At 73.0% G+C, this 23,661-nt stretch carries 23 protein-coding genes; 15 read left to right on the top strand and 8 right to left on the bottom strand.

Annotation, left to right across the window (positions count from 1 at the left end; all coding sequences use genetic code 11):
* Positions 1 to 15: 15 nt before the first annotated feature.
* The 3 genes from mshA to ABZW14_RS29070 all read left to right on the top strand — a co-directional run bounded on the left by mshA (position 16) and on the right by ABZW14_RS29070 (position 3,085).
* Positions 16 to 1,377 carry a D-inositol-3-phosphate glycosyltransferase gene (mshA, locus tag ABZW14_RS29060; protein WP_355352557.1) on the top strand — a complete coding sequence of 454 codons (1,362 nt, stop codon included), beginning with the start codon at positions 16 to 18 and terminating at the stop codon, positions 1,375 to 1,377.
* A gap of 48 nt (positions 1,378 to 1,425) precedes the next feature.
* On the top strand, positions 1,426 to 1,959 hold the full coding sequence (locus ABZW14_RS29065; protein WP_355352560.1) for a YbjN domain-containing protein: 534 nt from the start codon (positions 1,426 to 1,428) through the stop codon (positions 1,957 to 1,959).
* 76 nt (positions 1,960 to 2,035) lie between these two features.
* Complete coding sequence (locus ABZW14_RS29070) at positions 2,036 to 3,085, top strand: hypothetical protein (RefSeq protein ID WP_355352563.1); 1,050 nt, start codon at positions 2,036 to 2,038, stop codon at positions 3,083 to 3,085.
* A 406-nt stretch (positions 3,086 to 3,491) separates the two neighbouring features.
* On the opposite strand, the gene ABZW14_RS29075 is transcribed toward ABZW14_RS29070, so the two are convergent.
* Both ABZW14_RS29075 and ABZW14_RS29080 read right to left on the bottom strand, forming a co-directional pair.
* Positions 3,492 to 4,745, bottom strand: coding sequence for an MFS transporter (locus ABZW14_RS29075; protein WP_355352566.1), 1,254 nt, complete (start codon positions 4,743 to 4,745; stop codon positions 3,492 to 3,494).
* 104 nt (positions 4,746 to 4,849) lie between these two features.
* Positions 4,850 to 6,175: an MFS transporter gene (locus tag ABZW14_RS29080; RefSeq protein ID WP_355352569.1), complete on the bottom strand. Its 1,326-nt coding sequence runs from the start codon at positions 6,173 to 6,175 to the stop codon at positions 4,850 to 4,852.
* Positions 6,176 to 6,326: 151 nt separating this feature from the next.
* On the opposite strand from ABZW14_RS29080, the gene ABZW14_RS29085 reads away from it, so the two are divergent.
* Complete coding sequence (locus ABZW14_RS29085; protein WP_355352572.1) at positions 6,327 to 7,094, top strand: phosphoglyceromutase; 768 nt, start codon at positions 6,327 to 6,329, stop codon at positions 7,092 to 7,094.
* 49 nt (positions 7,095 to 7,143) lie between these two features.
* Here the strand turns inward: ABZW14_RS29085 and phoU are convergent, their stop codons facing one another.
* Positions 7,144 to 7,797 (bottom strand): phosphate signaling complex protein PhoU, encoded by a 654-nt coding sequence (phoU, locus tag ABZW14_RS29090; RefSeq protein ID WP_355352575.1) that lies wholly within the window; start codon positions 7,795 to 7,797, stop codon positions 7,144 to 7,146.
* A 210-nt stretch (positions 7,798 to 8,007) separates the two neighbouring features.
* Between phoU and ABZW14_RS29095 the strand changes: the two genes are divergently transcribed.
* The 3 genes from ABZW14_RS29095 (at position 8,008) to ABZW14_RS29105 (ending at position 11,375) form a co-directional block, all read left to right on the top strand.
* The gene (locus ABZW14_RS29095; protein WP_355352578.1) at positions 8,008 to 9,300 is read left to right on the top strand and encodes an ATP-binding protein; all 1,293 of its coding nucleotides are present in this window, start codon (positions 8,008 to 8,010) and stop codon (positions 9,298 to 9,300) included.
* 23 nt (positions 9,301 to 9,323) lie between these two features.
* Positions 9,324 to 10,007, top strand: coding sequence for a response regulator transcription factor (locus tag ABZW14_RS29100; protein WP_355352581.1), 684 nt, complete (start codon positions 9,324 to 9,326; stop codon positions 10,005 to 10,007).
* Between the two features lie 792 nt (positions 10,008 to 10,799).
* Positions 10,800 to 11,375 carry a hypothetical protein gene (locus ABZW14_RS29105; protein WP_355352584.1) on the top strand — a complete coding sequence of 192 codons (576 nt, stop codon included), beginning with the start codon at positions 10,800 to 10,802 and terminating at the stop codon, positions 11,373 to 11,375.
* A 71-nt stretch (positions 11,376 to 11,446) separates the two neighbouring features.
* Here ABZW14_RS29105 and ABZW14_RS29110 read toward each other — a convergent pair whose 3' ends face one another.
* Together ABZW14_RS29110 and ABZW14_RS29115 are read right to left on the bottom strand one after the other, a co-directional pair.
* Complete coding sequence (locus tag ABZW14_RS29110) at positions 11,447 to 12,121, bottom strand: response regulator (RefSeq protein WP_355352587.1); 675 nt, start codon at positions 12,119 to 12,121, stop codon at positions 11,447 to 11,449.
* Positions 12,118 to 13,764, bottom strand: a complete 1,647-nt coding sequence (locus ABZW14_RS29115; RefSeq protein ID WP_355352590.1) for an ATP-binding protein — start codon at positions 13,762 to 13,764, stop codon at positions 12,118 to 12,120. The genes ABZW14_RS29110 and ABZW14_RS29115 overlap by 4 nt, the downstream gene beginning before the upstream one ends.
* Positions 13,765 to 13,863: 99 nt before the next feature.
* On the opposite strand from ABZW14_RS29115, the gene ABZW14_RS29120 reads away from it, so the two are divergent.
* The 6 genes from ABZW14_RS29120 to rraA are packed head-to-tail and all read left to right on the top strand — an operon-like array spanning position 13,864 to position 19,174.
* Entirely contained in the window at positions 13,864 to 14,871 is a 1,008-nt protein-coding gene (locus ABZW14_RS29120; protein ID WP_355352593.1) for a tripartite tricarboxylate transporter substrate binding protein, read from the top strand.
* Between the two features lie 5 nt (positions 14,872 to 14,876).
* A complete protein-coding gene (locus ABZW14_RS29125; protein ID WP_355352595.1) occupies positions 14,877 to 15,578 on the top strand; it encodes a tripartite tricarboxylate transporter TctB family protein in 702 nt (233 codons plus the stop codon).
* Positions 15,579 to 17,081: a tripartite tricarboxylate transporter permease gene (locus ABZW14_RS29130; RefSeq protein ID WP_355352598.1), complete on the top strand. Its 1,503-nt coding sequence runs from the start codon at positions 15,579 to 15,581 to the stop codon at positions 17,079 to 17,081.
* The gene (locus tag ABZW14_RS29135; RefSeq protein WP_355352601.1) at positions 17,078 to 17,470 is read left to right on the top strand and encodes a universal stress protein; all 393 of its coding nucleotides are present in this window, start codon (positions 17,078 to 17,080) and stop codon (positions 17,468 to 17,470) included. The genes ABZW14_RS29130 and ABZW14_RS29135 overlap by 4 nt, the downstream gene beginning before the upstream one ends.
* Positions 17,471 to 18,670, top strand: a complete 1,200-nt coding sequence (locus ABZW14_RS29140; protein WP_355352604.1) for an MFS transporter — start codon at positions 17,471 to 17,473, stop codon at positions 18,668 to 18,670.
* A gap of 18 nt (positions 18,671 to 18,688) precedes the next feature.
* Positions 18,689 to 19,174, top strand: coding sequence for a ribonuclease E activity regulator RraA (rraA, locus tag ABZW14_RS29145; RefSeq protein ID WP_355352607.1), 486 nt, complete (start codon positions 18,689 to 18,691; stop codon positions 19,172 to 19,174).
* On the opposite strand, the gene ABZW14_RS29150 is transcribed toward rraA, so the two are convergent.
* The gene (locus ABZW14_RS29150; RefSeq protein WP_355352610.1) at positions 19,171 to 19,980 is read right to left on the bottom strand and encodes a hypothetical protein; all 810 of its coding nucleotides are present in this window, start codon (positions 19,978 to 19,980) and stop codon (positions 19,171 to 19,173) included. The genes rraA and ABZW14_RS29150 overlap by 4 nt on opposite strands.
* Before the next feature lie 74 nt (positions 19,981 to 20,054).
* Here ABZW14_RS29150 and ABZW14_RS29155 point away from each other — a divergent pair, with 74 nt between their 5' ends.
* A complete protein-coding gene (locus tag ABZW14_RS29155) occupies positions 20,055 to 20,999 on the top strand; it encodes a Ppx/GppA phosphatase family protein (protein WP_355352613.1) in 945 nt (314 codons plus the stop codon).
* Between the two features lie 76 nt (positions 21,000 to 21,075).
* Positions 21,076 to 21,882, top strand: a complete 807-nt coding sequence (locus ABZW14_RS29160; RefSeq protein WP_355352616.1) for a sugar phosphate isomerase/epimerase — start codon at positions 21,076 to 21,078, stop codon at positions 21,880 to 21,882.
* Between the two features lie 16 nt (positions 21,883 to 21,898).
* On the opposite strand, the gene ABZW14_RS29165 is transcribed toward ABZW14_RS29160, so the two are convergent.
* Together ABZW14_RS29165 and ABZW14_RS29170 are read right to left on the bottom strand one after the other, a co-directional pair.
* The gene (locus tag ABZW14_RS29165) at positions 21,899 to 22,474 is read right to left on the bottom strand and encodes a CGNR zinc finger domain-containing protein (RefSeq protein WP_355352619.1); all 576 of its coding nucleotides are present in this window, start codon (positions 22,472 to 22,474) and stop codon (positions 21,899 to 21,901) included.
* Between the two features lie 19 nt (positions 22,475 to 22,493).
* Positions 22,494 to 23,660 carry a glutathionylspermidine synthase family protein gene (locus tag ABZW14_RS29170; protein ID WP_355352622.1) on the bottom strand — a complete coding sequence of 389 codons (1,167 nt, stop codon included), beginning with the start codon at positions 23,658 to 23,660 and terminating at the stop codon, positions 22,494 to 22,496.
* Position 23,661: the final 1 nt, after the last annotated feature.

Genomic DNA, 23,661 nt, shown 5'->3' on the forward strand with positions numbered 1-23,661 from the left:
ACAGAGGGAGCGGACGTGGCGGAGTTGCACACCGGTGTCGGTCGTCAGCGAGGTGCCCTGCCGTGGCCGCGGCCACGCCGGATCGCCACCCTCTCCGTGCACACCTCGCCGCTGCACCAGCCCGGCACGGGCGACGCGGGCGGCATGAACGTCTACATCCTGGAGGTCGCCCGGCGGCTGGCCGAGGCCGACGTCGAGGTGGAGATCTTCACCCGGGCCACCTCCGGCGACCTGCCGCCGGTGGTCGAGATGGCGCCCGGGGTGAGCGTCCGGCACGTCACCGCCGGCCCCCTGGAGGGGCTGACCAAGGAGGAACTGCCCGGCCAGCTCTGCGCCTTCACGGCCGGGGTGCTCCGCGCCGAGGCGGCCCGCCCGCCGGGCCACTACGACCTGATCCACTCGCACTACTGGCTCTCCGGTCAGGTGGGCTGGCTGGCCAAGGAACGCTGGGGCGTGCCGCTGGTGCACACCGCGCACACGCTCGCCAAGGTCAAGAACGCCCAGCTCGCCGCTGGGGACCGGCCCGAGCCCAAGGCGCGCGTCATCGGCGAGGAACAGGTGGTCGCCGAGTCGGACCGGCTGGTAGCCAACACGCGGGCCGAGGCCCGCGACCTGATCGACCGGTACGACGCCGACCCGGCCCGGGTGGCCGTGGTGGAGCCCGGCGTGGACCTGGACCGGTTCCGCCCGGCCCGCGGCGACCGGGACGCCGCGATGCTGTCGGCCCGCCGCCGCCTCGGCCTGCCGGCCCACGGCTACGTGGTGGCCTTCGTCGGCCGGATCCAGCCGCTCAAGGCCCCGGACGTGCTGATCCGGGCGGTCGCCGCGCTGCGCGAGCGGGAGCCCGCGCTCGCCGACGAGGTGACCGTGGTGATCTGCGGTGGCCCGAGCGGCACCGGGCTGGACCGTCCCACCGCCCTCATCGAGCTGGCCGGCTCGCTCGGCGTCGCCGACCGGGTGCGGTTCCTCCCGCCGCAGACCGGCGACGACCTGCCCGCCCTGTACCGGGCGGCCGACCTGGTCGCGGTGCCCTCGCACAACGAGTCGTTCGGGCTGGTCGCGCTGGAGGCCCAGGCGTGCGGGACGCCGGTGCTGGCGGCCGCCGTGGGCGGGCTGGTCACCGCGGTCCGGGACGGCGTCAGCGGGGTGCTCATCGACGGCCACGACCCGGTCGACTGGGCCCGTACGCTCGCCCGCCTGCTGCCCGACCGGCTGCGCCGGGCCGCGCTGGGCCGGGGCGCCCAGCGGCACGCCCTCGACTTCTCCTGGCACCGCACCGTCTCCGGCCTGCTCGCCATCTACGGCGAGGCGATCGCCGAGCACCGGGTCCGGCTGGCCGGCCGGCTCGGTGACCCCGCGCTCACCTGCTCCTGGTGAGCCTCGCCGGCCCGGCGGCCTCCGCCGGGCGGCCGTAGAGTGGGTGCGATGAGCCGCAGGAGTGAGGTCGCCGCGCTGATCGAGGCCGTCTGCGCCGAGCGTGAGCTGGAGTGGGAGTCCACCGGCGAGACGTCGTACGCGGTCACCCTGCCGGGCACCCACAAGCTCAAGACGATCTGCAACCTGATCGTCGGCGAGCACGCCCTGCGGGTCGAGGCGTTCGTGATGCGCCAGCCCGACGAGCGCCGCGAGGAGCTGTGGGCCTGGCTGCTCCAGCGCAACGCCCGGATGTACGGGGTGTCCTTCTCCATCGACGCCGTCGGCGACGTCTACCTGACCGGGCGGGTCAACCTGGCCGGTGTGGACGAGGACGAACTGGACCGCCTGCTCGGGGCCGTGCTGACCTACGCCGACGAGTCCTTCGACAGCATGCTGGAGATCGGCTTCGGCACCGCCATCCGCCGGGAGTGGGAGTGGCGGGTCAAGCGGGGCGAGTCGACGGCCAATCTGGCGGCGTTCGCGCATCTCTTCGAGCCCTCGACCCCGGCCCGGTCGGCCGCCGGAGGTTCGGACCCGTCCTGACGGGTATGCCGCACCGCGCGGTGCGGCACTTGGGACCCACCGCGTGCCGAGGACGGACTGTCGAGGAGCGTGTCCCATGGCTCAGCGAAACAGCTCAAGTCGCGGCACGACTGCGACGAGGACCAAACGCCAGCCCGGCAACCAGACGGCGAACACGCCGGGCGTTTCCGAATCCGAGATCTCCCGGATGAAGGTCGACGACATCCGGGGCCAGTTGCGCCGGCGCGGGGTCTCCGGACTCTCCGCCATGCGCAAGCCGGACCTGGTGAAGACCCTGGTCCGGAGGCTGCGGTCGGAGCAGGGCGGGGCGGCTCGGAAGAGCACGGGCCCGGCCGGCCGGCCGTCGGCGACGAAGAAGACGGCTGCGGCGAAGAAGACGACCGCGGCGCGCAAGACCGCGCCGTCGCGGGCCAAGGCCGCGCCGTCCGCGAAGGCCACCGGCGCCCGCGCGAAGGCGGCCCCGACGAAGAAGGCGGCGGGCACCCGGGCCAAGGCGGCCCCCGCGAAGAAGGCGGCGGGCACCCGGGCAAAGGCGGCCCCCGCGAAGAAGGCGGCGGGCACCCGGGCGAAGGCCGCGCCCGCGAAGAAGACCGTGGGCGCGAGAGCCGCCCCGGCGAAGAAGGCCGCGGGCACCCGGGCGAAGGCGGCGCCGGCGAAGAAGACCACAAGCGCTCGGGCCAAGGTGGTGCCGGCGAAGAAGGCGGCCACCGTTCCCGGGCCGGCCCTGGCACGGGCCACGGCCGCGACGGCCACCCAGGTCCGCAGCGGCCGGTCGGCCTCGCGTTCGGTGAGTTCGTCCCAGCAGATCACGTCGCTGGACGATCGTCCGGAGCGTCCGGGGCGGAGCCTGGTGACGACCAATCACGAGGTCATCCAGCGCTGGGCCCGGGCCCGGGGGGCCAAGCCGGCCACGATCGCGGGGACCGAGAAGGGTGACCGCCCCGGCGTCCTGACGTTCAACATCCCCGGATACCGGGAGAGCAGCCGGATCCGCGAGGTGACCTGGGACGACTGGTTCCGGACCTTCGACCTGCGCGGCCTCAACCTGATCTACCAGGAGCAGATGCGGGACGGGCGGCAGAGCAACTTCTTCCGCACCGAGAACCCGAATCGCGAGGACGCCTGAGGTTTAGGGGAATGGCCGGCGGGGATTCGCTTGTTGGCCAGGGAAGAGACCGGAGCAGGGGACAGCCGGATTTGCGACACGGGTGCTGTGACGGGCAAGACAGCAATCGAGGTTGAATCCGGAATCCGGGCGAACTAACTTTATTGCACCGCGCCACGCTTGGAATCGTTCGGGGGAGCGGCGGATCGATCAGATCCGCGCAAGCGAGGCGCGAGGGATCGGGTGGATCCCACCGTTGGGGGACGGTGCCACCCGAGGAACCGGCGGCGCGAGCGGGCGACGCTTACGGGGGTGAGGGTCGCCCGCCGCCGCCGGGCGTACGGTGCGAGCGCCCATCACGACGGGGGTCGTGGTGGGCGCTCGAGCCGTTTCCGGGGACGTTCAGCGCCCGCCGGGACCTCGCCGCTCAACGCGCCGCCGGCACCGTCCGCGCCTGCTCGGCCGCCGCTTGCAGCGCCGCGACCCGGCGCTCCCGGGCCGGCCCGGCCAGCAGGTGACCGGCCGCCGCGACCAGGCCCAGGGCACCGACCACGAGCCAGTGCCGCTCGCCGAGGTGCTGGAGGCTGAGCCCGCCCAGCGCCGGCGCCACGAAGGACGCCGCCGGGAAGGTCAGGTAGAACACCGACTGGTAGCGGGCGCGCAGCTCGGGTGGGGCGAGGTCCGCGTTGATCTGCGCGTTCGGCGGCGCGGCGAGCATCTGCCCGACCGTCCACACCACGGCCGCGCCCAGGTAGAGCGGCAGGCCGTCGGCGAGGGTCAGCGCCCCGAAGCCGAGCGCCATGAGCCCGGTGGAGACCGCCAGCACGGTCGACTTCCGGTAGGGCTCGATGAGCCGGGGCACGAACAGCTGGCCGGCCACGATCAGCGCGCCGCCGAGGGCCACCACCAGCCCGTACGCCGTGGGGCGCAGGCCGTCGTCGCGCATCGCGAGCGGCATGATCGTCGAGGTCTGCATGGTGAGCACGGCCAGCAGGAAGGTCAGCCCCACGAAGGTCAGGAAGGTGCGGTCGGTCAGCGCGGTGTGCAGTCCGGGCCGCCGGCCCGCCACCGCGCGCAGGGTGACCGGCCGGCGGGTCAGCGTCTCCGGGACCTTCAGCGCGATGACCACGGCCGCCGCCAGGGTCGCCGCGGCGTCGACCAGGAACAGCGCCAGGAAGCTCGCCTCGGCGAGCACCCCGGCCAGCAGCGAGGCCACCGCCATCCCCAGGTTGAACGCCCAGAACTGGAGGTTGAACGCGCGCGAGCGGCGGGCCTCCGGCACCACGTCCACGATGGCGGCGACGAAGGCCGGGCTGGGCATCGAGTGCACCACTCCGACCAGCGCGGCCAGCACGGCGATCACCACGAGATGCTCACTGAACGCCAGCGCCACCATCAGCCCGGCCGCCGCCAGGTGGGCGGCGAGCAGGGTGGACCGCCGCCCCCACCGGTCGGCCAGGACCCCGCCGAGCAGCGTGCCGGCCGCGCCGCCGGCGCCGTACGCCCCGACGACCAGGCCGGCGAGCGACGCCGAGGCGCCCCGCGCGGCGGTCAGGTAGAGCGACAGGAAGAGCATGGCGAACGCGCCGGCCCGGTTGATCAGCAGGCCGGACCAGAGGTACCAGAAGGTGGCGGGGAGCCCGCCCGCCGTGTCGTTCCACCAGCGCCGCAGGCCGCGCACCCGTCCTCCTGGAAAAGTTTGTTAACCGATCCGCCCCGCTGACCGTAGTGGCCCGCCCCGGCGTTTTCCCGGTGGCGCTGGTCACCCCCGCCGGAAGGCGTACCTCAGGAGCCGGCGCGGACCGGCTCGGCGGGTGCGGTGGCCGCGGCCTCGGCCGCCTCCGGCACCGGGGTCCGGGCCACGGTGACCGGCTCGACCGCGGTGCCCGGCGTGCGGAGCCGGGCCGCGCGGCGCTCCCGGGCCGGGCCGGAGACGAGGTGGGCCACCGCCATCACGGCGCCGATCACGGCGCAGCCGAGCCAGAGTGCGGTGTTGCCGGCGTGCTCCCGGACCAGGCCGCCCAGGACCGGCGCGGTGGCGCCGGCGAGCTGCCAGGAGAGCGAGAAGGCGCCCTGGTAGCGGCCGCGCAGCGCGGCGGGGGACAGCTCGGCGATGAGGGTGGCGTTGGACGGCGAGTTGAGCATCTCGCCGACCGTCCAGATCAGCACGGTCAGGCCGTAGAGCCAGGCGGTGTCGGCGAGCGCGGTCAGCCCGAACCCGACGCCCGTCACCAGGGCGGCGAGCGCGAGCACGTGCGAGCGGCTGCGACCCTTGATCAGCTTCGGCACGAAGAGTTGGCCGACCACGATGAGCACGCCGTTGAGCGCGATCACCGAGCCGTAGGTGGCCGGGCTCAGCCCGGAGTCGCCCATGGCGATGGGCAGCATCGAGATGTGCTGGAGGAAGACCAGCGCGCCGAACAGGTTGAGCGCCACGAAGCCCAGGAAGACGCGGTCGGAGAGGATCGTCCGCAGGGCGCCCGCGGGGGCCGCCGCGCCCTTGCTCACCGGGCCGGGGTGCGCCGACCGGGTCTCGCCGACCCGGGTGAAGATGATCAGCGCGGTGACCAGCGTGGTCGCCGCGTCGACCAGGAAGAGCAGCAGGTAGCCGGCCTGGGCGGCCACGCCGGCCAGCACCGCGGCACAGGCGAAGCCCAGGTTGATTGCCCAGTAGTTCAGCGAGAAGGCGCGCAGCCGGTCCTTCTCCGGCACCACGTCGACCATCATGGCGCCGAACGCGGGCCGGGCCGCCTCGGCGAAGGTCCCGAGCAGCAGCGCGCCCAGCGCCACCGCCCAGAGCGGCCGGGCCAGGCCGAGCGCGACCATCATGCTGGCCGCGCCGAGGTGCGCGGTGAGCAGGGTGGGCCGGCGTCCCCACCGGTCGGTCAGGGTGCCGCCGACCGTGGTGCCCACCGCGCCGCCGACCCCCCAGAGCCCGATGACCAGGCCGGCCTGCGAGGCGGAGAAGTCGCGCTCCTGGGTGAGGTAGATGGCCAGGAAGACCAGGACGAACGACCCGAGCCGGTTGATCAGGGTGCCGGTCCAGAGGTACCAGAAGGTCCTCGGTAGCCCGCCTGTGGTGTCCCGGAACCAGCCCTGCACCGTCCGCATCCCCGCGCCCCCGTTATGGTAATGACCGACCTATCCGCAGCGCCTTACAACCTAGTGGTGCGCGGGAACGCCGGTCATCAGCTTTTCCACGTGGTGGTCGTCACGACCCGTCCCCGCGTGTCCGTCGGCGAGGTACGGCAGGATGATCCGCATGACTGCGAGCGAGGGGCCCACCGTCGGGACGCTGGTCCTGCTGCGGCACGGCGAGAGCGACTGGAACGCCAAGAACCTCTTCACCGGCTGGGTCGACGTCGACCTGACCGCCAAGGGCGAGACCGAGGCGCGGCGCGGCGGTGAGCTGCTCCGCGAGCACAACCTGCTGCCCGACGTGGTGCACACGAGCGTGCTGCGCCGGGCGATCCGCACGGCCGAGCTGGCGCTGAACGCCGCCGACCGGCACTGGATCGCGGTGCGCCGGTCGTGGCGGCTCAACGAGCGGCACTACGGCGCCCTGCAGGGCAAGAACAAGAAGCAGACCCTGGACGAGTACGGCGAGGACCAGTTCATGCTCTGGCGCCGGTCCTACGACACGCCCCCGCCGCCGATCGACGACGCGGACGAGTGGTCGCAGGTCGGGGACCCCCGCTACGCGCTGCTGCCGACCGAGCTGATGCCGCGCACCGAGTGCCTCAAGGACGTCGTCGAGCGGATGCTGCCCTACTGGTACGACTCGATCGTGCCAGACATCCTGGCCGGGCGGACGGTCCTGGTGGCGGCGCACGGCAACTCGCTGCGCGCACTGGTCAAGCACCTCGACCAGATCTCCGACGAAGCCATCGCCAAGCTGAACATCCCCACCGGCATCCCGCTGCGCTACGACCTGGACGCGAACCTGCGCCCGCAGGTCCTCGGCGGGACCTACCTGGACCCGGAGGCGGCGAAGGAGGCCGCCGCCGCAGTCGCCAACCAGGGCCGCTGACCCGACGACGAAGGCCCCCGGGTGACCGGGGGCCTTCGACGTGTCCGGGTCAGCTTGCCGAGGGCGCGGTCTCGCCGGTGATCAGGTAGACCACGTGCTCGCCGGCGTTCACCGCGTGGTCGGCGAAGCGCTCGTAGAAGCGGCCCAGCAGGGTCGCGTCGATCGCCGTTTCCACCCCGTACGGCCAGTCGTCGCCGAGCAGCACGCCGAAGAGGCTCTTGTGCAGGTCGTCCATGGTGTCGTCGTCGCGGTCCAGCTCGGCCGCGAGGTCGGCGTCGGGCTTCGCCAGCACCGAGGCGATCTTCTCGGCCATCCGGTCGGCGATGGCCGCCATGTCGGTGAAGACCGGGCGCAGCTCGGCCGGCACCGCCGGCGAGGGGTGCCGGCGCAGCGCGGTCTTGGCGACGTGGTCGGCCAGGTCACCCATGCGCTCCAGGTCGGCGGCCACGTGCAGGGCGGTGATCATGGCGCGCAGGTCGGAGGCGACCGGCGCCTGCCGGGCCAGCAGGTCGCAGACCCGCTCCTCCACGTGCCGGTACAGCTCGTCGATCTCGGCGTCCCGCGCGATCACCGTCTCGGACGCGGCGCGGTCCGCGGTGAGCAGGCCCTTGGTGGCCTGCCGCATGGCCGCCCGTACCCCCTCGGCCATGTCCACCAGCAGCTGGCTGACAATCTGCAGGTCGGCCCGGAACTCGTCGCGCATCGTCACTTCCTGGGGTCGGTGTTCGCCGCCGCGGCCGGACGGCCGGGTACGGCGTGAGCAGGTGCGCGACCCACGGTAGGCCCGGGGAACCGGCGTCAAGATGAACGCGGGTGAACGACGCGGGACCCGCGAGTGAACATTCCCGGAAGTGAGAGTGATTCGTCCCGTTCTGACCGATCGCCGGGTTAACAATGACCCTACGATCGCCAGGTGGAATGGGCGGTGGCGGTCGTGGTGGCCGTGGCGCTGGCGACCGGACTGGTCGCCGGCCTTCTGCTGTCCGGACCCGTCCAGCAGTGGCGGCGCCGGTCGGTGTCGCCGGGAGGCGAGGCCTCCCGCCGCAGCTCAGGGAGGCCCGCGATTCCCGACGACCAGCAGGGCGGGCTCTCCGGGCTCGGCCGCAAGACGGTCGACGCGCTGCGCGCCGGCGTGGTGGTGCTCGATCCGGACGACGTGCCGGTGCTGGTGAACCCGGCAGCCCGGGCGATGGGCCTGCTCCGCACCGGCGCGACACCCGGCTCCATGGCCGCGCACCCGTTGATCCGTACCCTCGCCGGCCAGGTCCGCCGCACGGGCGTGCGCCGCGAGATCGAGCTGGACCTGCCCCGCGGCCGCGACAGCGCGGGCGACAACCCGCTCGGCGTGCACCTGCGCGCCATGGGGCTGGGCGCCGGCTACATCTCGATCGAGGCGGCCGACGTCACCGAGTCGCACCGGCTGGCCCGGGTACGGCGCGACTTCGTGGCCAACGTGAGCCACGAGCTGAAGACCCCGATCGGCGCTCTCCAACTGCTTGCCGAGGCGCTGGTGGACGCCACCGAGCCGGCCGGTGACGGCTCCGCCGAGCTGTCCGAGGACATGGTGGCCGCCCGGCGGTTCGCCGAGCGGATCCAGCACGAGTCGACCCGGCTCGGCCGTCTGGTACAGGAGTTGCTGGAGCTGACCCGGCTCCAGGGCGCCGAGCCGCAGCCCGCCCCCGAGCCCGTGTCGCTGGACTGGGTGATCGCCGAGGTGATCGACCGGACCCGCACGGCGGCCACCGCCCGGCACGTGGAGATCGTCGTCGACGGCGCGCGCGGGCTCACCGCGTACGGCAGCGACAGCCAGCTCGCCACCGCGGTGGCCAACCTGGTGGAGAACGCGATCAACTACTCGGCTGAGGACACCGCGGTCCGGGTGACCGCGCGGGCCACCGACGAGCACGTCGAGATCGCCGTCGCCGACCAGGGCATCGGCATCGCTCCGAACGAGGTCGACCGGATCTTCGAGCGGTTCTACCGGGCCGACCAGGCCCGCTCCCGGGCCACCGGGGGCACGGGCCTGGGGCTGGCCATCGTCAAACACATCGCCAGCAACCATGGCGGCCGGGTGGATGTGTCGAGCACTCTTGGTGGGGGGTCGACGTTCACCCTCCGGCTGCCCGCCCGCCCCCCGGACGACCTGGAGGCGACACTCTCCTCCGCTGGGATCGAGGCCGGCCCGGCCGAGCTCCGGCAGGTCTGACCGACAGGAAAGGAAACACCCCGTTGAGCCGCGTACTGGTGGTGGAGGACGAGGAATCGTTCTCCGACGCCCTGTCCTACATGCTCCGCAAGGAGGGCTTCGAGGTCTCCGTCGCCGCGACGGGCCCCTCCGCCCTCACCGAGTTCGACCGGACCGGCGCCGACATCGTGCTGCTCGACCTGATGCTGCCCGAGATGTCGGGCACCGAGGTCTGCCGGCAGCTCCGGCAGCGGTCCCACGTGCCGATCATCATGGTCACCGCCCGGGACAGTGAGATCGACAAGGTGGTCGGCCTGGAGATCGGGGCCGACGACTACGTCACCAAGCCGTACTCGCCGCGTGAGCTGGTGGCCCGCATCCGGGCCGTGCTGCGCCGGCAGAGCGCCGACGCGGCCGAGTCGGGCGCGCCGACCCTGGCCGCGGGGCCGGTCCGGATGGACATCGAGCGGCACGTGGTGACCGTCGACGGCGCCGCCGTGCAGCTGCCGCTCAAGGAGTTCGAGCTGCTGGAGCTGCTGCTGCGCAACGCCGGCCGGGTGCTCACCCGCGGGCAGCTCATCGACCGGGTCTGGGGCGCCGACTACGTGGGCGACACCAAGACGCTGGACGTGCACGTCAAGCGGCTGCGCTCGAAGGTCGAGCCGGAGCCGTCGGCCCCGCGCTTCATCGTCACCGTCCGCGGCCTGGGCTACAAGTTCGAGCCGTGACGGGCCTTTATCCCGCGTGGTCCTTCGTCCCGCTTCGTGGGGGCCCGCGGCCTTCACCCGGCATCGTGGGGGCTGCGGCCTTCGCCTGACTCCCTGTCCGGGCCACCTCCGGCAACCCTGGGGATACGCGGACGGCCGACTCCACCGGGCTTCGCCCGGCTGCCGGGTGTCCGATCAGCCCGATCCCGCACCCGGGCCGATTCGTGGCTTGGGGCGAATGTCCGGTTCGCGCCCGACCTCGCCTGCTGAGTGGAACGCTATGTGTGTCTCCCGGGGCCCGGATACACACATAGCGTTCCACTGACGGGTTCTTTGCCCCTGCGGGGCCAGGACACTCCGGCGGAAGTGTGTCCGTCCCGGCCGGAAGGCGGGCCGAGGCTTCAGGGGGCTGTTGACTCGTTTCGGTCATCAAGTTTGTAGCGGCGTTCAGGGGCACTGCACCCGGCTGGGTTCCGGGGTGTGTGTGGGGTGGTGTGTCCGTTTCGCGGGCGCCCTGGTGGCGGAATGGCTGGTGGGCGGGGGTCGTTATACCCGGTGCACGGCCGAGGACCACGCCCCGCCCTGCGGGGTGGCCGGTCACCCCGCCGATCGAGGTGGGTGTGCCGGGCCCGGGAATGATGGCGGGCCTCCGGTCGTTGTCCATGGTCCCGGCGCTGCGAAGTGGCCTTCGCCCCGCGCGCTGGATGATCCCCCTTGAGACTTTCCCCCCTTTGAGCGCCTGACGGTGCTTGCGCACATCACCCCAGCCGGCCCCCGTCGGTGTGTGTGCGCCAACCCCCGAGGAGCTTTCTCATGAACACGATGCTGCGTAAGAGTGTGCTGGGTATTGCTGGTCTGGCTTTCACCGGTGGTGTCTTCGCCGGTCCGGTCGCCGCTCACGCCGACGCCCGCCCGGTCGAGGGCAAGCCGGCCGCGGTCGCGGTGCAGGGTGACAAGCTGATCCCGCATGGTGTGCAGGGCGCGCAGTCGAAGATCGACCTGAACGGCGAGCAGCTGGCCAACGCGAAGGCGATCATCGCGGCGACGAAGAAGGCCGGTCTGCCGGAGCGGGCCGCGGTGATCTCGATCGCCACGAGCCTGCAGGAGTCGAAGCTGGAGAACCTGGGTCACCTGGGCGACAAGAACGATCATGACTCGCTGGGCCTGTTCCAGCAGCGGCCCTCCTCGGGTTGGGGCACGCCGGAGCAGATCACCGACCCCGAGTACTCCACGCTCGCGTTCCTCAAGGGCCTGAAGCAGGTCGACGGCTGGCAGGACATGCCGCTGACCGAGGCCGCCCAGACCGTGCAGGTCTCGGCCTACCCGGACGCCTACGCCCAGTGGGAGCAGCAGGCCGCCGACATCGTCGCCCACAACTGGAACAGCTGAGCCCAAGAACGAACCACTGGCCGGCACCCCGAACACGGGGTGCCGGCCAGTGGCGTATCCAGCGGACGAGGTCAGGTCAGCCAGGTGTAGCGGCGCTCGGGGCGCCCGGCGGCGCCGTACTTCAGGGTCACCTCGGCCCGGCCCGTACCGGAGAAGTGCTCCAGGTAGCGGCGGGCGCTGACCCGGGAGATGCCGACCCGGTCGGCGCATTCGCTGGCCGAGAGCGTCCCCTCGTGCTCGCGCAGGGCGCGCTCGACCAGCTCGGCGGTCTCCGGGCTGAGGCCCCGCGGGAGGGTCGCGGTGGCGGCCGGCGAGCCGCTGCGCGACAGCACCCGGTCGACGTCGGCCTGGTCGGCGACGACCGTCGCGCGGAGCACGGTGCGGCGGGCGGCGTACTGCTCCAGCCGGGTACGCAGCTCGTCGAAGCCGAACGGCTTGAGCAGGTAGTTGACCGCGCCGTAGCGGACCGCGCGGCGGACCGCCTCGGCCTCCCGGGCGGCGCTGATCACGAGCACGTCGCAGTCGTGCCGGGCGGCCCGGATCCGGGTCACCACGTCGAGGCCGAACATGTCGGGCAGGTAGAGGTCGAGCAGGACCAGGTCGGGGCGGAGCCGGTCGACCGCGGCCACCGCCTCCTCGCCGGTGCTGGCGGTGCCGACCACCCGGAAGCCGTCGATCCGCTCGACGAAGCCGCGGTGGATCCGGGCCACCATGAAGTCGTCGTCGACGACGAGTACGTCGATCATCGCGCCCCCTCCGGCACGCCGGCCCGCACCGACATCCGGGCCGTGAACATCGCGCCCTCATCGGTGTTGGTCACCCCGACCTCGCCACCGCGACGGTGGCAGACCAGCCGGGTGAGCGCCAGGCCGATGCCGCGCTCGCCGCCCTCGGCCGCCTTGGTGGTGAAGCCGTGGGTGAACACCTCCTGTGCCAGCTCCGGTGCCACGCCGGGGCCGGAGTCGCGGACCACGATCTCCACCGAGGCGGCGTCCTGGCGCAGCTCGGCCTCGACCCAGGCGGGACGGTCGGACGGGTGGCCGGCCACCGCCTCGACCGCGTTGTCCAGCAGGTTGCCGAGCACGGTGGCCACGTCCGCGGCGAGCTCCGGCGGCAGCCGGTCAAGTCCGGTCCGTTCGGAGATCCGCAGCTCCACCCGGCGCTCGGCGGCCACCGCCGACTTCGCCATGAGCAGCGCCGCCACCGCCGTGTCGTGGATCCGGCTGGTCACCGTGAGGTCGAGCGAGGCGCGGTGCCGGCTCAGCGCGTCGACGTACCGGACCACCTCGTCGTGCTCGCCGATCTGGATCAGCCCGGAGATGGTGTGCAACTGGTTGGCGAACTCGTGGGTCTGGGCCCGGAGCAGCTCTGTCGTGCTGCGGAACCCGCCGATCTCCTGCTCCAGCCGGGCCAGCTCGGTCCGGTCCCGCAGGGTGGTGACGGAGCCGAGCCGGCGGCCGTCCTTGCGGACCGTCATCCGGTTCATCACCAGCACCCGGCCACCCCGGACCACCACCTGGTCCCGGGCCTCCGGCCCGCTGCCCGCGCCGGCCAGCACGTCCCGCAGCCGGCCGTTGATGCGCAGCTCGGCGAGGCTGCGGCCGAGGCAGTGTTCGGGCAGGTCGAGCAGCCGCCGGCCGACCGCGTTGACCAGGGTGACCCGGTGCTGCGGGTCCAGCGCGATCACCCCCTCGGCGATGCCGTGCAGCAGCGCCTCCCGGTGCTCGGCCAGCCCAGCGATCTCGCGGGGCTCCAGGCCGAGGGTCTGCCGCTTGATCCGGCGGGCCAGCAGCCACGACCCGATCACCCCGAGGCCGCAGGCGATGCCCAGGTAGGTGAGCAGGTACGACGACGCCCCGACCAGCCGCTGCGACCAGGTCGGCGACGCCTCGCCGACCACCACGACGCCGAGGTACCGGCCGAGGTTCTTCTTCGTCTTCGGGTCGTCGCCGAGCACCGGCACCTGGGCCACCAGCTCCCGCGACCCGTCGATCTCCAGCTCACCGAACCAGCTACGGCCCTGCGCCACCCCGGGGTCGCCGAGCCGCACCGGGCTGCCCACCAGCGTCGGGTTCGTCGAGGCGACCACCCGGCCCCGGGCGTTCGCGACGGTCACCGAGGTGACGCCGTACTGGTCGGGGATGGTCTGCACCAGCGGGGCGATCGCCTCGCCGGGTGCGGGCTGGTCGAGCTGGTCGCGGAGCAGGGGGCTGCCGCCGAGCCGTTCGCCCAGGGCGGCGACGCGGCGCCCCTCGACCCGGTTGAAGGTCGCCGCCGACTGCGCCAGCGAGACGGCGGCCACCGCCACCAGCACCACGACGATGATCGCGAGCTGGAGGATCAGCAGCTGCCCGGCGAGCGTACGGCGCCGGGACGTGACCGCGACCACAAAGACCTCAACTTCCGCTGGTGACACAACGCAGACAAGCTGCCCGGGTGGAGGCCACCATCTTGCCGCTGGACTCATTCGAAACGGAAGAGAAACAAGATGGCAACTAGGAGAAACGTGCTGGTCATGGGGGTCGCCGCCGCCACGGCGCTGGCCCTGGCTGCCTGTGGCGCCACCGCCGACAAGAACGAGGGCGGCTCCGGCAACGACGGCAAACCGGTCAGCGGATTGCGGATCATGGTGCCGAACACCCCCGGTGGCGGATACGACACCACGGCCCGGACCGCCGCGAAGGTGATGGAGGACGCCAAGATCGCCACGGGCGTCCAGGTGTTCAACCTGCCCGGCGCGGGCGGCACGGTCGGCCTCCAGCGGACCGTGAACGAGAAGGGCAACGGCAAGCTGGCCATGCAGATGGGCCTGGGCGTCGTCGGTGCCTCGTACACCTCCAAGTCGGCGGCGACGCTGACCCAGACCACCCCGCTGGCCAAGATGATCGAGGAGGCCGGCGCCATCGTGGTGCCGAAGAACTCCCCGTACAAGACCATCAACGACCTGGTCGCGGCGTGGAAGGCCAACCCGAAGGGCATCGCGGTCGGCGGCGGCTCCTCGCCCGGCGGCCCGGACCACCTGCTGCCCATGCAGCTCGCCAAGACCGTCGGCATCGACCCCCGCCAGGTCAACTTCGTCTCCTACGACGGCGGCGGCGAGCTCCTGCCCGCCGTCCTCGGCGGCAAGGTGGCCTTCGGCGCCAGCGGCTTCGGCGAGTTCCTCGACCAGGTCGAGGCCGGCCAGATCCGGGTCCTCGCGGTCACCAGTGAGGCGCCGATCGACGCGCTCAAGGACGTGCCGACCCTGAAGTCCGCCGGCATCGACCTGGTCTTCACCAACTGGCGGGGCATCGTCGCGCCGCCCGGCATCAGCGACGCCGACAAGAAGGTCTGGATCGACGTGCTGACGAAGATGCACGAGTCCGCGGAGTGGAAGGCCGAGCTGACGAAGCGCGGCTGGACCGACGCGTTCGTCACCGGCGACGAGTTCGGCACCTTCCTGACCGAGCAGGACAAGGCCGTGGCCGACGTGCTCAAGCAGCTCGGGTTGGCATGAGCGGCATGACGACGCGACCGGACCGGGGCGGCGAGCAGCCGTCCCGGCCCCCGGCCGTGCCGGACATCCCGGCGCAGCCGGGCCCGCAGTCCGCCGAGGCCGGACCGGCCCCGGCGGCACCGGGAGCGGCCGGCACGGCGGCGGCAGGCGCGGAGCGTACGCCCGCGGAGCCGGCGGCCGGGACCGACCCGACGGCGGACGCCGTGGTGGAGCCGGCCCCGAGGCCCGACCGGGCGCAGTACGGCGTGTGTGCGTTCCTCGCCCTGGTCGGCGGGCTGGTCATCTTCGACGCCACGACCCGGATCGGCAGCGCGATCAACACGGCCGACCCAATCGGCCCCAAGCCCGTGCCGATCCTGCTCGGCGTGCTGCTGCTCGTCATCGCGGTGATCTACGGGGTGGACGTGGCCCGCGGCGGCGCCGGCGAGCCGGAGGCCGGCGAGGACGTCGACCTGAGCCTGCCCGTCGACTGGCGCACCGTGCTGCTGCTGATCGGCGCATTCCTGGTCAACGCCGTGCTCATCGACCGGCTCGGCTGGGTGATCAGCGGGACGATCCTCTTCTGGGGATCCGCGTACGCGCTGGGCAACCGGCACTACGTGCGCAACCTGCTGATCGCCGTCGCGCTGTCGCTGATCACGTTCTACACGTTCGCCATCGGGCTCGGTGTCGACCTCCCCGCCGGCGTGCTGCAAGGGATTCTGTAGATGGACAACCTCGCCAATCTGCTCGACGGGTTCGCCAACGTGCTGACCCCGATGAACCTGCTGTTCGCGCTGATCGGGGTGACCGTCGGCACCGCCGTCGGCGTGCTGCCCGGCATCGGCCCGGCGATGACCGTGGCGCTGCTGCTGCCGGTCACCTACGGCATGGAGCCGGCGCAGGCCTTCATCATGTTCGCCGGCATCTTCTACGGCGGCATGTACGGCGGCTCGACCACCTCGATCCTGCTGAACACCCCCGGCGAGTCGTCGTCGGTGGTGACCGCGATCGAGGGCAACAAGATGGCGAAGGCGGGCCGGGCCGCCCAGGCACTGGCCACCGCCGCGATCGGCTCGTTCGTCGCCGGCACCATCGCCACCGTGCTGCTGGTGGTGGTCACCCCGCCGGTGGTGCAGTTCGCGATCAGCCTCGGCGCACCCGACTACTTCGCGCTGATGCTGCTGGCGTTCGTGTCCGTGACCGCGGTGCTCGGGGCGTCCCGGGTACGCGGCTTCGCCTCGCTGCTGCTCGGCCTGGTGATCGGTGTGATCGGCATCGACCAGTCCGGCCAGCAGCGGCTCACCTTCGGGCTGCCGCAGCTCGCCGACGGCATCGACGTGGTCGTGGTGGCGGTCGGCATCTTCGCCGTGGGCGAGGCGCTCTGGATCGCCGCGCACCTGCGCCGCAAGTCCGGCGAGGTGATCCCGGTGGGCCAGCCGTGGATGGGGAAGCAGGACTGGAAGCGGTCCTGGAAGCCGTGGCTGCGCGGGACGGCGTTCGGGTTCCCGTTCGGCGCGGTGCCGGCGGGCGGGGCGGAGATCCCGACCTTCCTGTCGTACGTCACCGAGAAGAAGCTCACGAAGCACCCGGAGGAGTTCGGCCGGGGCGCGATCGAGGGCGTCGCCGGGCCGGAGGCCGCGAACAACGCCTCGGCCGCCGGCACCCTGGTGCCGATGCTGGCGATCGGCCTGCCGACCAACGCCACCGCCGCGGTGATGCTGGCCGCCTTCGAGGGGTACGGCATCCAGCCCGGACCGCTGCTCTTCACCCGCGAGTCCAGCCTGGTCTGGACGCTGATCGCCAGCCTCTTCGTGGGCAACCTGCTGCTGCTCGTGCTCAACCTGCCGCTCGCCCCGGCCTGGGCGCGGCTGCTGCGGATCCCGCGCCCCTACCTCTACGCCGGGATCCTCTTCTTCGCCTCGATGGGCGCGTACGCGGTCAACGCGCAGCCGTTCGACCTGTACCTGCTGCTCGCCCTCGGCCTGCTCGGCTTCGGCATGCGCCGGTTCGGGCTGCCGATCCTGCCGCTGATCGTCGGCATCATCCTCGGCCCGCGCGCCGAGTTGCAGGGCCGGCGCGCGTTGCAGCTCTCCGGCGGTGAGCTGCACGGGCTGGTCGGCGGCTGGGTGTCCTGGCTGATCTACGCCACGATCGCCGTGGTGCTCCTCTGGCCGCTGATCGGCCGGTTCGTGGTCCGTCCGCTGCGCGGAAGGTTGGTGACGGCATGACCGTGCTGGTGGGGTACGTCCCCTCGCCGCTGGGCGAGGCGGCCCTGGCCGCCGCGATCGAGCAGGCCCGATTCCGCGACGAGCCGGTGCTGGTGGTGAACACCTCGCGCGGCGACGCGTACGCCGACCCGCGGCTCGCTCAGGAGCCGGACCTGGACCGGGTGGTCCGCGAGCTGGTCGCGGCCGGGGTGCCACACAACGTCCGGCAGCTCATGCGGGGGCGGGATGCGGCGGAGGAGATCGCCGAGATCGCGGAGACGGAGGACGTGTCGCTGGTCGTGATCGGCATCCGGCACCGCACCCCGGTCGGCAAGCTGATCATGGGCTCGACCGCACAGGAGATCCTGCTCCGGGTGCCCTGCCCGGTCCTCGCCGTGAAGGCCGGCTGAGTGGCGCCCGGGGGCTCCGAAGTCCCCGGGCGCGCCCAGACCGGCCTGCTGCTCGCGCACACCGTCGCCGTGCAGGCGGTCACCTTCATGCTCCGGCCGGCGTCCGCCTACCGGGCGCTGGAGCTGGACGTGCCGGGGGCGTGGCTGGGCGTGCTCGGTGCCAGCTTCGCCGTCGTACCCCTGGTGCTGGCCGTGCCCTCCGGGCACGCCGTGGACCGGCTCGGCGAGCGCCGCGTCGCGCTCGCCGGGTCGGCCCTGCTGGTCGCCGCCGGCCTCGGCTTCGTGCTGCTCGCCGGCTCGGTGGCCGGCCTGGTCCTGGCCAGCATGGCGCTCGGCACCGCGCACCTCTGCGCGGTGGTCGCCCAGCAGGCGCTGGTCGCCAACCGCACGCCGGCCGACCGGTACGACGCGGCGTTCGGCTACTACACCTTCGCGGCCTCGCTGGGGCAGGCGCTCGGCCCCGGCCTGATCGTGCTCTTCGGCGGGGACCGCACGATCCCCGACACCCGGGCCATCTTCCTCGGCGCGACGGTGGTGGCGCTGCCGCTGCTGGTCGTGGCGCTGTTCCTGCGCCCGTCGGGGCATCACCGGCAGGCCGCCGACGGTCCCGGCGCCGGTGGGCTGCGCGACCTGCTCCGCCAGCCCGGCCTGGTCCGCGCCCTCACGGTGAGCTGCGTCGTCCTGGCGGCGGTCGACATCACCCTGGTCTACCTGCCCGCGCTCGGCGCGGAACGCGGCATCGCCGCCGGCTCGATCGGCATCCTGCTCGGGGTCCGGGCGGTCGCCTCGATGGCGTCCCGGCTGCTGCTCGGCCGGCTGGTGGCGGCCCTCGGCCGGCGGGTCGTGCTGGTCGGCACCGTGGTGCTCTCCGCTGTCGGGCTGGCCCTGCTGCTGCCACCGCTGCCGTTCGCGGTCCTGCTGGTCGTGGTCGCGGTGGCCGGGCTCGGGCTGGGCGCCGGCCAGCCGCTGACCATGTCGTTCCTGGCCGAGGTGGCCCCGCCCGGGCTGCGCGGCCGGGCCATGTCGCTGCGGCTCACCGGCAACCGGCTCGGTCAGGTGCTCATCCCCAGCGCGGCCGGCGCGCTCGCCGCCGGCACCGGTGCGGCCGGCGTCCTCGGCTGCACCGCGGCCGGCCTGGCCGGCGCGGCCGTCGCCGCCACCCGCCTGCACCGGTCACCGCCCACGGAACCGAATCCCTGAGTGAGAGAGGGTACGACCATGGAGACCCCCACGACCGCCGACCTCTACGACCGGCACGGCGACGCCCTGGGCTCGTGCGACACCCAGCTGCGCCAGTTCGGCGGTGTCCGGGCCTTCGGCGGGCGGGCCGTCACGGTGCGCTGCTTCCAGGACAACGCCCTGATCAAGTCGATCGTGGCCGAACCGGGCGAGGGGCGGGTGCTGGTGGTGGACGGCGGCGGCTCGCTGCACACCGCCCTCATGGGCGACCTCATCGCCGGCACCGCCGCGGAGAACGGCTGGGCCGGCGTGGTGATCAACGGCGCGGTCCGCGACGCCGTCGCCCTCGGCGCCCTGCCGATCGGCATCAAGGCGCTCGGCACCAACCCGCGCAAGAGCGCCAAGACCGGCGCCGGCGAACGGGACGTGCCGGTGTCGTTCGGCAACTGCGTCTTCCCGCCCGGAGCCGAGGTGCACAGCGACGACGACGGCGTCGTGGTGCTGCCGGTCGCCGGGCGGGACTAGCCCTCGGTGGCCGGGTGCGGGGCGACCTGGCCCTGGCGGAGCCGGGCCGCGCAGAGCTCGGCCAGCTTCGCGTAGGCGGGGGCGCCGATCAGCGCGGTCAGCTCCGGGCCGTAGGAGATGTACATGGGCTCGGCGCCGACGTGCGCGTCCGTGGAGGAGGTGCACCACCAGTCCAGGTCGTGACCGCCCGCGCCCCAGCCGCGCCGGTCGAACTCGGCGAGCGTGGAGATCAGCACCTTGGTGTTGTCCGGCCGCTTGTGCCAGTCCTGGTCGCGGCGGATCGGCAGCTGCCAGCAGACGTCCGGCTTGTATTCCAGCGGGTGCACCCCGTCGCGCAGCGCCTGGGCGTGCAGCGCGCAGCCGCCCCCGCCGGGGAAGTCGGCGTCGTTGAGGAAGACGCAGGGCGCGTCGGCGGCACGGGTGGCCGTCCGCCGGGCCGGGTTCTTCCCGTCGATGGTGTCGTTCTCGGTCCAGTTCTTGAAGCCCCGGCGGAAGTGCTGCCAGGTCTCCGGGGTGAGCCGCTTGACCGCCGCCCGGACCCGCTTCTCGTCGTCGCCGTCGGTGAAGAACGCGCCGTGCGAGCAGCAGCCGTCCGCGGCCCGGCCGGCGACGATGCCGTGGCAGCCCCGGCCGAAGATGCACGTCCAGCGGGAGAGCAGCCAGGTCAGGTCGGCGCGCACCACGTGCTTGGCGTCGGCCGGGTCGACGAACTCGATCCATTCCCGGGGGAAGTCCAGCCCGACCTCCCGGCTGCGCGGGTCGTCGGGGTCGTCCACCAGCACGTGAAGTTCGATCTGCCCTGTCACCCGGACCAGCGTACGCGGGGTGACCCCGCCCGGCCGGCGAGCCGACGAAACGTGTTGGCCCTAGGGTCGTCACCATGCGACTGGGTGTCCTCGACGTCGGTTCCAACACGGTGCACCTGCTGGTGGTCGACGCCCATCACGGCGCCCACCCGTGGCCGGCGCACTCGGAGAAGGTGGTGCTCCGGCTGGCCGAGCAGATCGGCCCGGACGGCGCGCTGACCGACGCGGGCGCGGACGGGCTGGTCAAGGCCGTCAGCATGGCCCGCGCGGCGGCGGACGGGCTGGAGGCCGACGACCTGCTGGCCTTCGCCACCAGCGCGGTCCGCGAAGCCACCAACGCGGGCGAGGTGCTGGCCCGGGTCCGGGACGAGACCGGCGTACGGCTGGAGGTGCTCTCGGGCGCGGACGAGGCGCGGATGACCTTCCTGGCGGTGCGGCGCTGGTTCGGGTGGTCCGCGGGCCGGCTGCTCGTGATGGACATCGGCGGCGGCTCGCTGGAGCTGGCCGCCGGCATCGACGAGGGCCCGGACGTGGCGGTCTCGCTGCCGCTGGGCGCGGGGCGGCTGAGCCGGGAGCGGCTCAAGGTCGACGCGTCCGGCACCGTCCCGCCGTCGCACGAGGCCGTGGAGGAGCTGCGGGAGTACGTCGACGCCCAGCTCGATCCGGTGGTCGAGCAGCTCACCGAGGTCGGTTGGGAGCGTCCGGTGGCCACCTCGAAGACGTTCCGGACGCTGGCCCGGCTGGCCGGCGCGGCACCCTCGGGTGCGGGCCTCTGGGCCCGGCGCAGCCTGACCCGCACCGGGCTGCGGCAGGTGCTCGGCTTCATCCGGCACATCCCGCCCGCCCAGTTGCCCGAGCTGGAGGGCGTCAGCGCGCAGCGGGCCCACCAGCTCCTCGCCGGGGCCGTGGTGGCCGAGGCGGTGCTGCGCCGCCTCGACGTGGACTGCCTGGACATCTGCCCCTGGGCGCTGCGCGAGGGGGTCATCCTGCGCCGGCTGGATCAGCTGGCGCCGATGTGATCCCGGTCTGCCGTTTTACGCCCTTTGCGGATGCTCGTCCCGATGCTCTGTGGCGGGTACGGCTACCCTGAGGGGTGTGACTTCCCGCGTTCCGGTGCTCCTGTCCACGTCCTCGGTCTTCCCTGAGCGGACCGCGGCGGCGTTCCAGCTGGCCTCGACGCTCGGATACGACGGCGTCGAGGTGATGGTCTGGACCGACCCGGTCAGTCAGGACCCGGGCGCCCTGCGGGGCCTCGCCGAGCACTACGGCGTCCCGGTCCTCTCGGTGCACGCGCCCTGCCTGCTGGTCACCCAGCGGGTGTGGAGCCCCGACCCGTGGGAGCGGCTGCGCAAGGCCGCCGAGCTGGCCGAGACGCTGGAGGCGCCGACCGTGGTGGTGCACCCGCCGTTCACCTGGCAGCGCGACTACGCCCGCAACTTCGCCGACGGCCTCGACCGGATCGCCGGCCGGTTCGGTGGGCTGCGCTTCGCCGTGGAGAACATGTACCCGGTGCGGATGGCCGGTCGGCAGTTCGTCCCGTACGTCCCGGGCTGGGACCCGACCGACACGGGCTACGCCGCGTACACGCTGGACCTGTCGCACTGCGCGGCCTCGCACACCGACGCCCTGGCCATGGCCGACCGGATGGGGGCCGGGCTGGCCCACGTGCACCTGGGCGACGGCACCGGCGAGGGGCGCGACGAGCACCTGGTGCCCGGGCGCGGCGGCCAGCCCTGCGCGGAGCTGCTCCGCTCGCTGGCCGGCCGGGGCTTCACCGGCTCGGTCGCGGTCGAGGTGACCACCCGGGGCGCGAAGAGCCGCGCGGTCCGCGAGGCGGACCTGCGCGAGTCGCTCGAATTCGCCCGGGCCAACCTGACCGCGCCCTCCCCGGTCGACGCCTGACCGCGGAACGCGCGGGTCAGCTGACCGGGGCGAGCGGTTCGGGCTGGGCCGGGACGGTCACCTGGTCGCCCACGGCGGCCCGCTTGCGGGCCCGGTGCGCGGCCACGTGCGAGCGGGTGGCGCAGCGCTCCGAGCAGAATCGCCGGCAGCAGTTCGACGAGGTGTCCAGGTAGACGTTGCCACAGCGCTCGTCGGCGCAGACCCCGAAGCGGGCGCTGCCGTACTCGCAGAGCCAGACCGACAGCCCCCAGACCGCGCCGGCCAGGTATTCGGAGCTGACCGAGGCGCCCCGGCTGGTCACGTGCATGTGCCAGTCGGAGGAGTCGTGGCCGGAGATGCGCGGCTGCACGGGGAACGCCTCCAGCAGCGTGTTCAGCTCCGTCACCGCCTCCGCGTCCCGGCCCGAGGTGCCGTACTCGAAGACGTCACGCAGGCGCTTCTGCGCCCGCCGGAAGACCGCCAGGTCCCGATCGGCGACCTCGTCGCGCATCCACGCGTTGTCGTCCGGGAAGAGGGCCCGCAGGTCGTCGAGGTCGTCCAGGCGGGCGTTGACGAGATCAACGCCGGTCCGGGCGTACGCGTCGAAGTTCACGACCCCAACGGTAGACGACTCACGGCGTACGCGGCGCGTCGATGTAGTGGGGCAGGAACCGCGCGTAACCGTCCGTGATGAGGCTCTCGCTCTCCCGGAGGCCGGCGCCGGCCGACTCGCCGTCCACGATCCAGCTGCCCAGCACCAGCCGGTTGCCCGCGAACTCGGGCAACGCCCGGAACTCCTGGAAGCAGAAGCCCTCGTCGCCGTAGATCCCCGGATTGGTGATCTCGGTGCCGCCGGTGACGATGCGCACCGAGCCGCCCTCCCGGCCGAGGAGCGGCTTGGCCACGTACTCGGGCATCCCGCGCGGCGAGTCCAGGTACGCGGGCAGCAGGTACTCGTGGCCCGGGTAGAGCTCCCAGAGCACCGCCAGCAGCGCCTTGTTCGACAGCAGGAGCTTCCAGGCCGGCTCGATCCAGGTGGTCGGGGTGCCCGGGTCCAGCGCCGGCGGCCCGTACGGCTCGGCCAGCATCCACTCCCACGGGTAGAGCTTGAAGCAGGTGGTGACCGGCCGGTCGTCGGCGTCGACGAAGCGCCGCCCGTCCCAACCGATCCGCTGGATCGGCAGCAGCGTGACGTCCAGCCCCGCCTGGCGGGCGGTCTCGGCCAGGTAGCCGGCGGTGATCTGGTCCTCGCCCGACTCCTCCTCCTCGGACCAGAGCACGTGCACCCGCGGGTCGTGCAGGCCGGCGCCGATCTTGGCCCAGGCGCCCACCAGCCGCTCGTGCAGGCTGTTCCACTGGTCCGCGTCGGGCCGGGTGTGCTCCAGCCAGTACCACTGCACGATGCTCGCCTCGACCAGCGCGGTCGGGGTGTCGGCGTTGTACTCCAGCAGCTTGGGCGGCCAGGTGCCGTCGTACCAGAGGTCGAAGCGGCCGTAGAGGGTCGGCGGGGCCTCCCGCAGGGAACGGGCGACCGCCTCGGCGGCCCACTGCGGGATGCCGAACTCGGCGTACCGGCGGCGGGCCACCACGTGCTCGGCGGCGGCCACCGACATCCGGTGCAGCTCCTCGGTCGCCTCCTCCAGCCGGAGCACCTCGTCCAGCTCGAAGGCGTACGCGGCGGTCTCGTCCCAGTACGACATGATCCCGCCGTCGGGCAGCTCGGTGTCGACGTACACCAGGCCCTGGGCCCGGATGGTCGCGTCCCAGTCGGGGCGCGGCGTGCTGGCCTCGCGCCGCACC

The sequence above is a fragment of the Micromonospora sp. NPDC004551 genome, from assembly GCF_040609975.1.
Taxonomy (GTDB): Bacteria; Actinomycetota; Actinomycetes; order Mycobacteriales; family Micromonosporaceae; genus Micromonospora.

Excerpts from the sequence above, each read along its gene's own strand:
- ABZW14_RS29065 (WP_355352560.1), top strand. The coding sequence starts at position 1,426 with ATGAGCCGCAGGAGTGAGGTCGCCGCGCTGATCGAGGCCGTCTGCGCC.
- ABZW14_RS29070 (WP_355352563.1), top strand. The coding sequence starts at position 2,036 with ATGGCTCAGCGAAACAGCTCAAGTCGCGGCACGACTGCGACGAGGACC.
- ABZW14_RS29080 (WP_355352569.1), bottom strand. The coding sequence starts at position 6,175 with ATGCGGACGGTGCAGGGCTGGTTCCGGGACACCACAGGCGGGCTACCG.
- ABZW14_RS29085 (WP_355352572.1), top strand. The coding sequence starts at position 6,327 with ATGACTGCGAGCGAGGGGCCCACCGTCGGGACGCTGGTCCTGCTGCGG.
- phoU (WP_355352575.1), bottom strand. The coding sequence starts at position 7,797 with ATGCGCGACGAGTTCCGGGCCGACCTGCAGATTGTCAGCCAGCTGCTG.
- ABZW14_RS29105 (WP_355352584.1), top strand. The coding sequence starts at position 10,800 with ATGAACACGATGCTGCGTAAGAGTGTGCTGGGTATTGCTGGTCTGGCT.
- ABZW14_RS29110 (WP_355352587.1), bottom strand. The coding sequence starts at position 12,121 with ATGATCGACGTACTCGTCGTCGACGACGACTTCATGGTGGCCCGGATC.
- ABZW14_RS29120 (WP_355352593.1), top strand. The coding sequence starts at position 13,864 with ATGGCAACTAGGAGAAACGTGCTGGTCATGGGGGTCGCCGCCGCCACG.
- ABZW14_RS29125 (WP_355352595.1), top strand. The coding sequence starts at position 14,877 with ATGACGACGCGACCGGACCGGGGCGGCGAGCAGCCGTCCCGGCCCCCG.
- ABZW14_RS29130 (WP_355352598.1), top strand. The coding sequence starts at position 15,579 with ATGGACAACCTCGCCAATCTGCTCGACGGGTTCGCCAACGTGCTGACC.
- ABZW14_RS29135 (WP_355352601.1), top strand. The coding sequence starts at position 17,078 with ATGACCGTGCTGGTGGGGTACGTCCCCTCGCCGCTGGGCGAGGCGGCC.
- rraA (WP_355352607.1), top strand. The coding sequence starts at position 18,689 with ATGGAGACCCCCACGACCGCCGACCTCTACGACCGGCACGGCGACGCC.
- ABZW14_RS29155 (WP_355352613.1), top strand. The coding sequence starts at position 20,055 with ATGCGACTGGGTGTCCTCGACGTCGGTTCCAACACGGTGCACCTGCTG.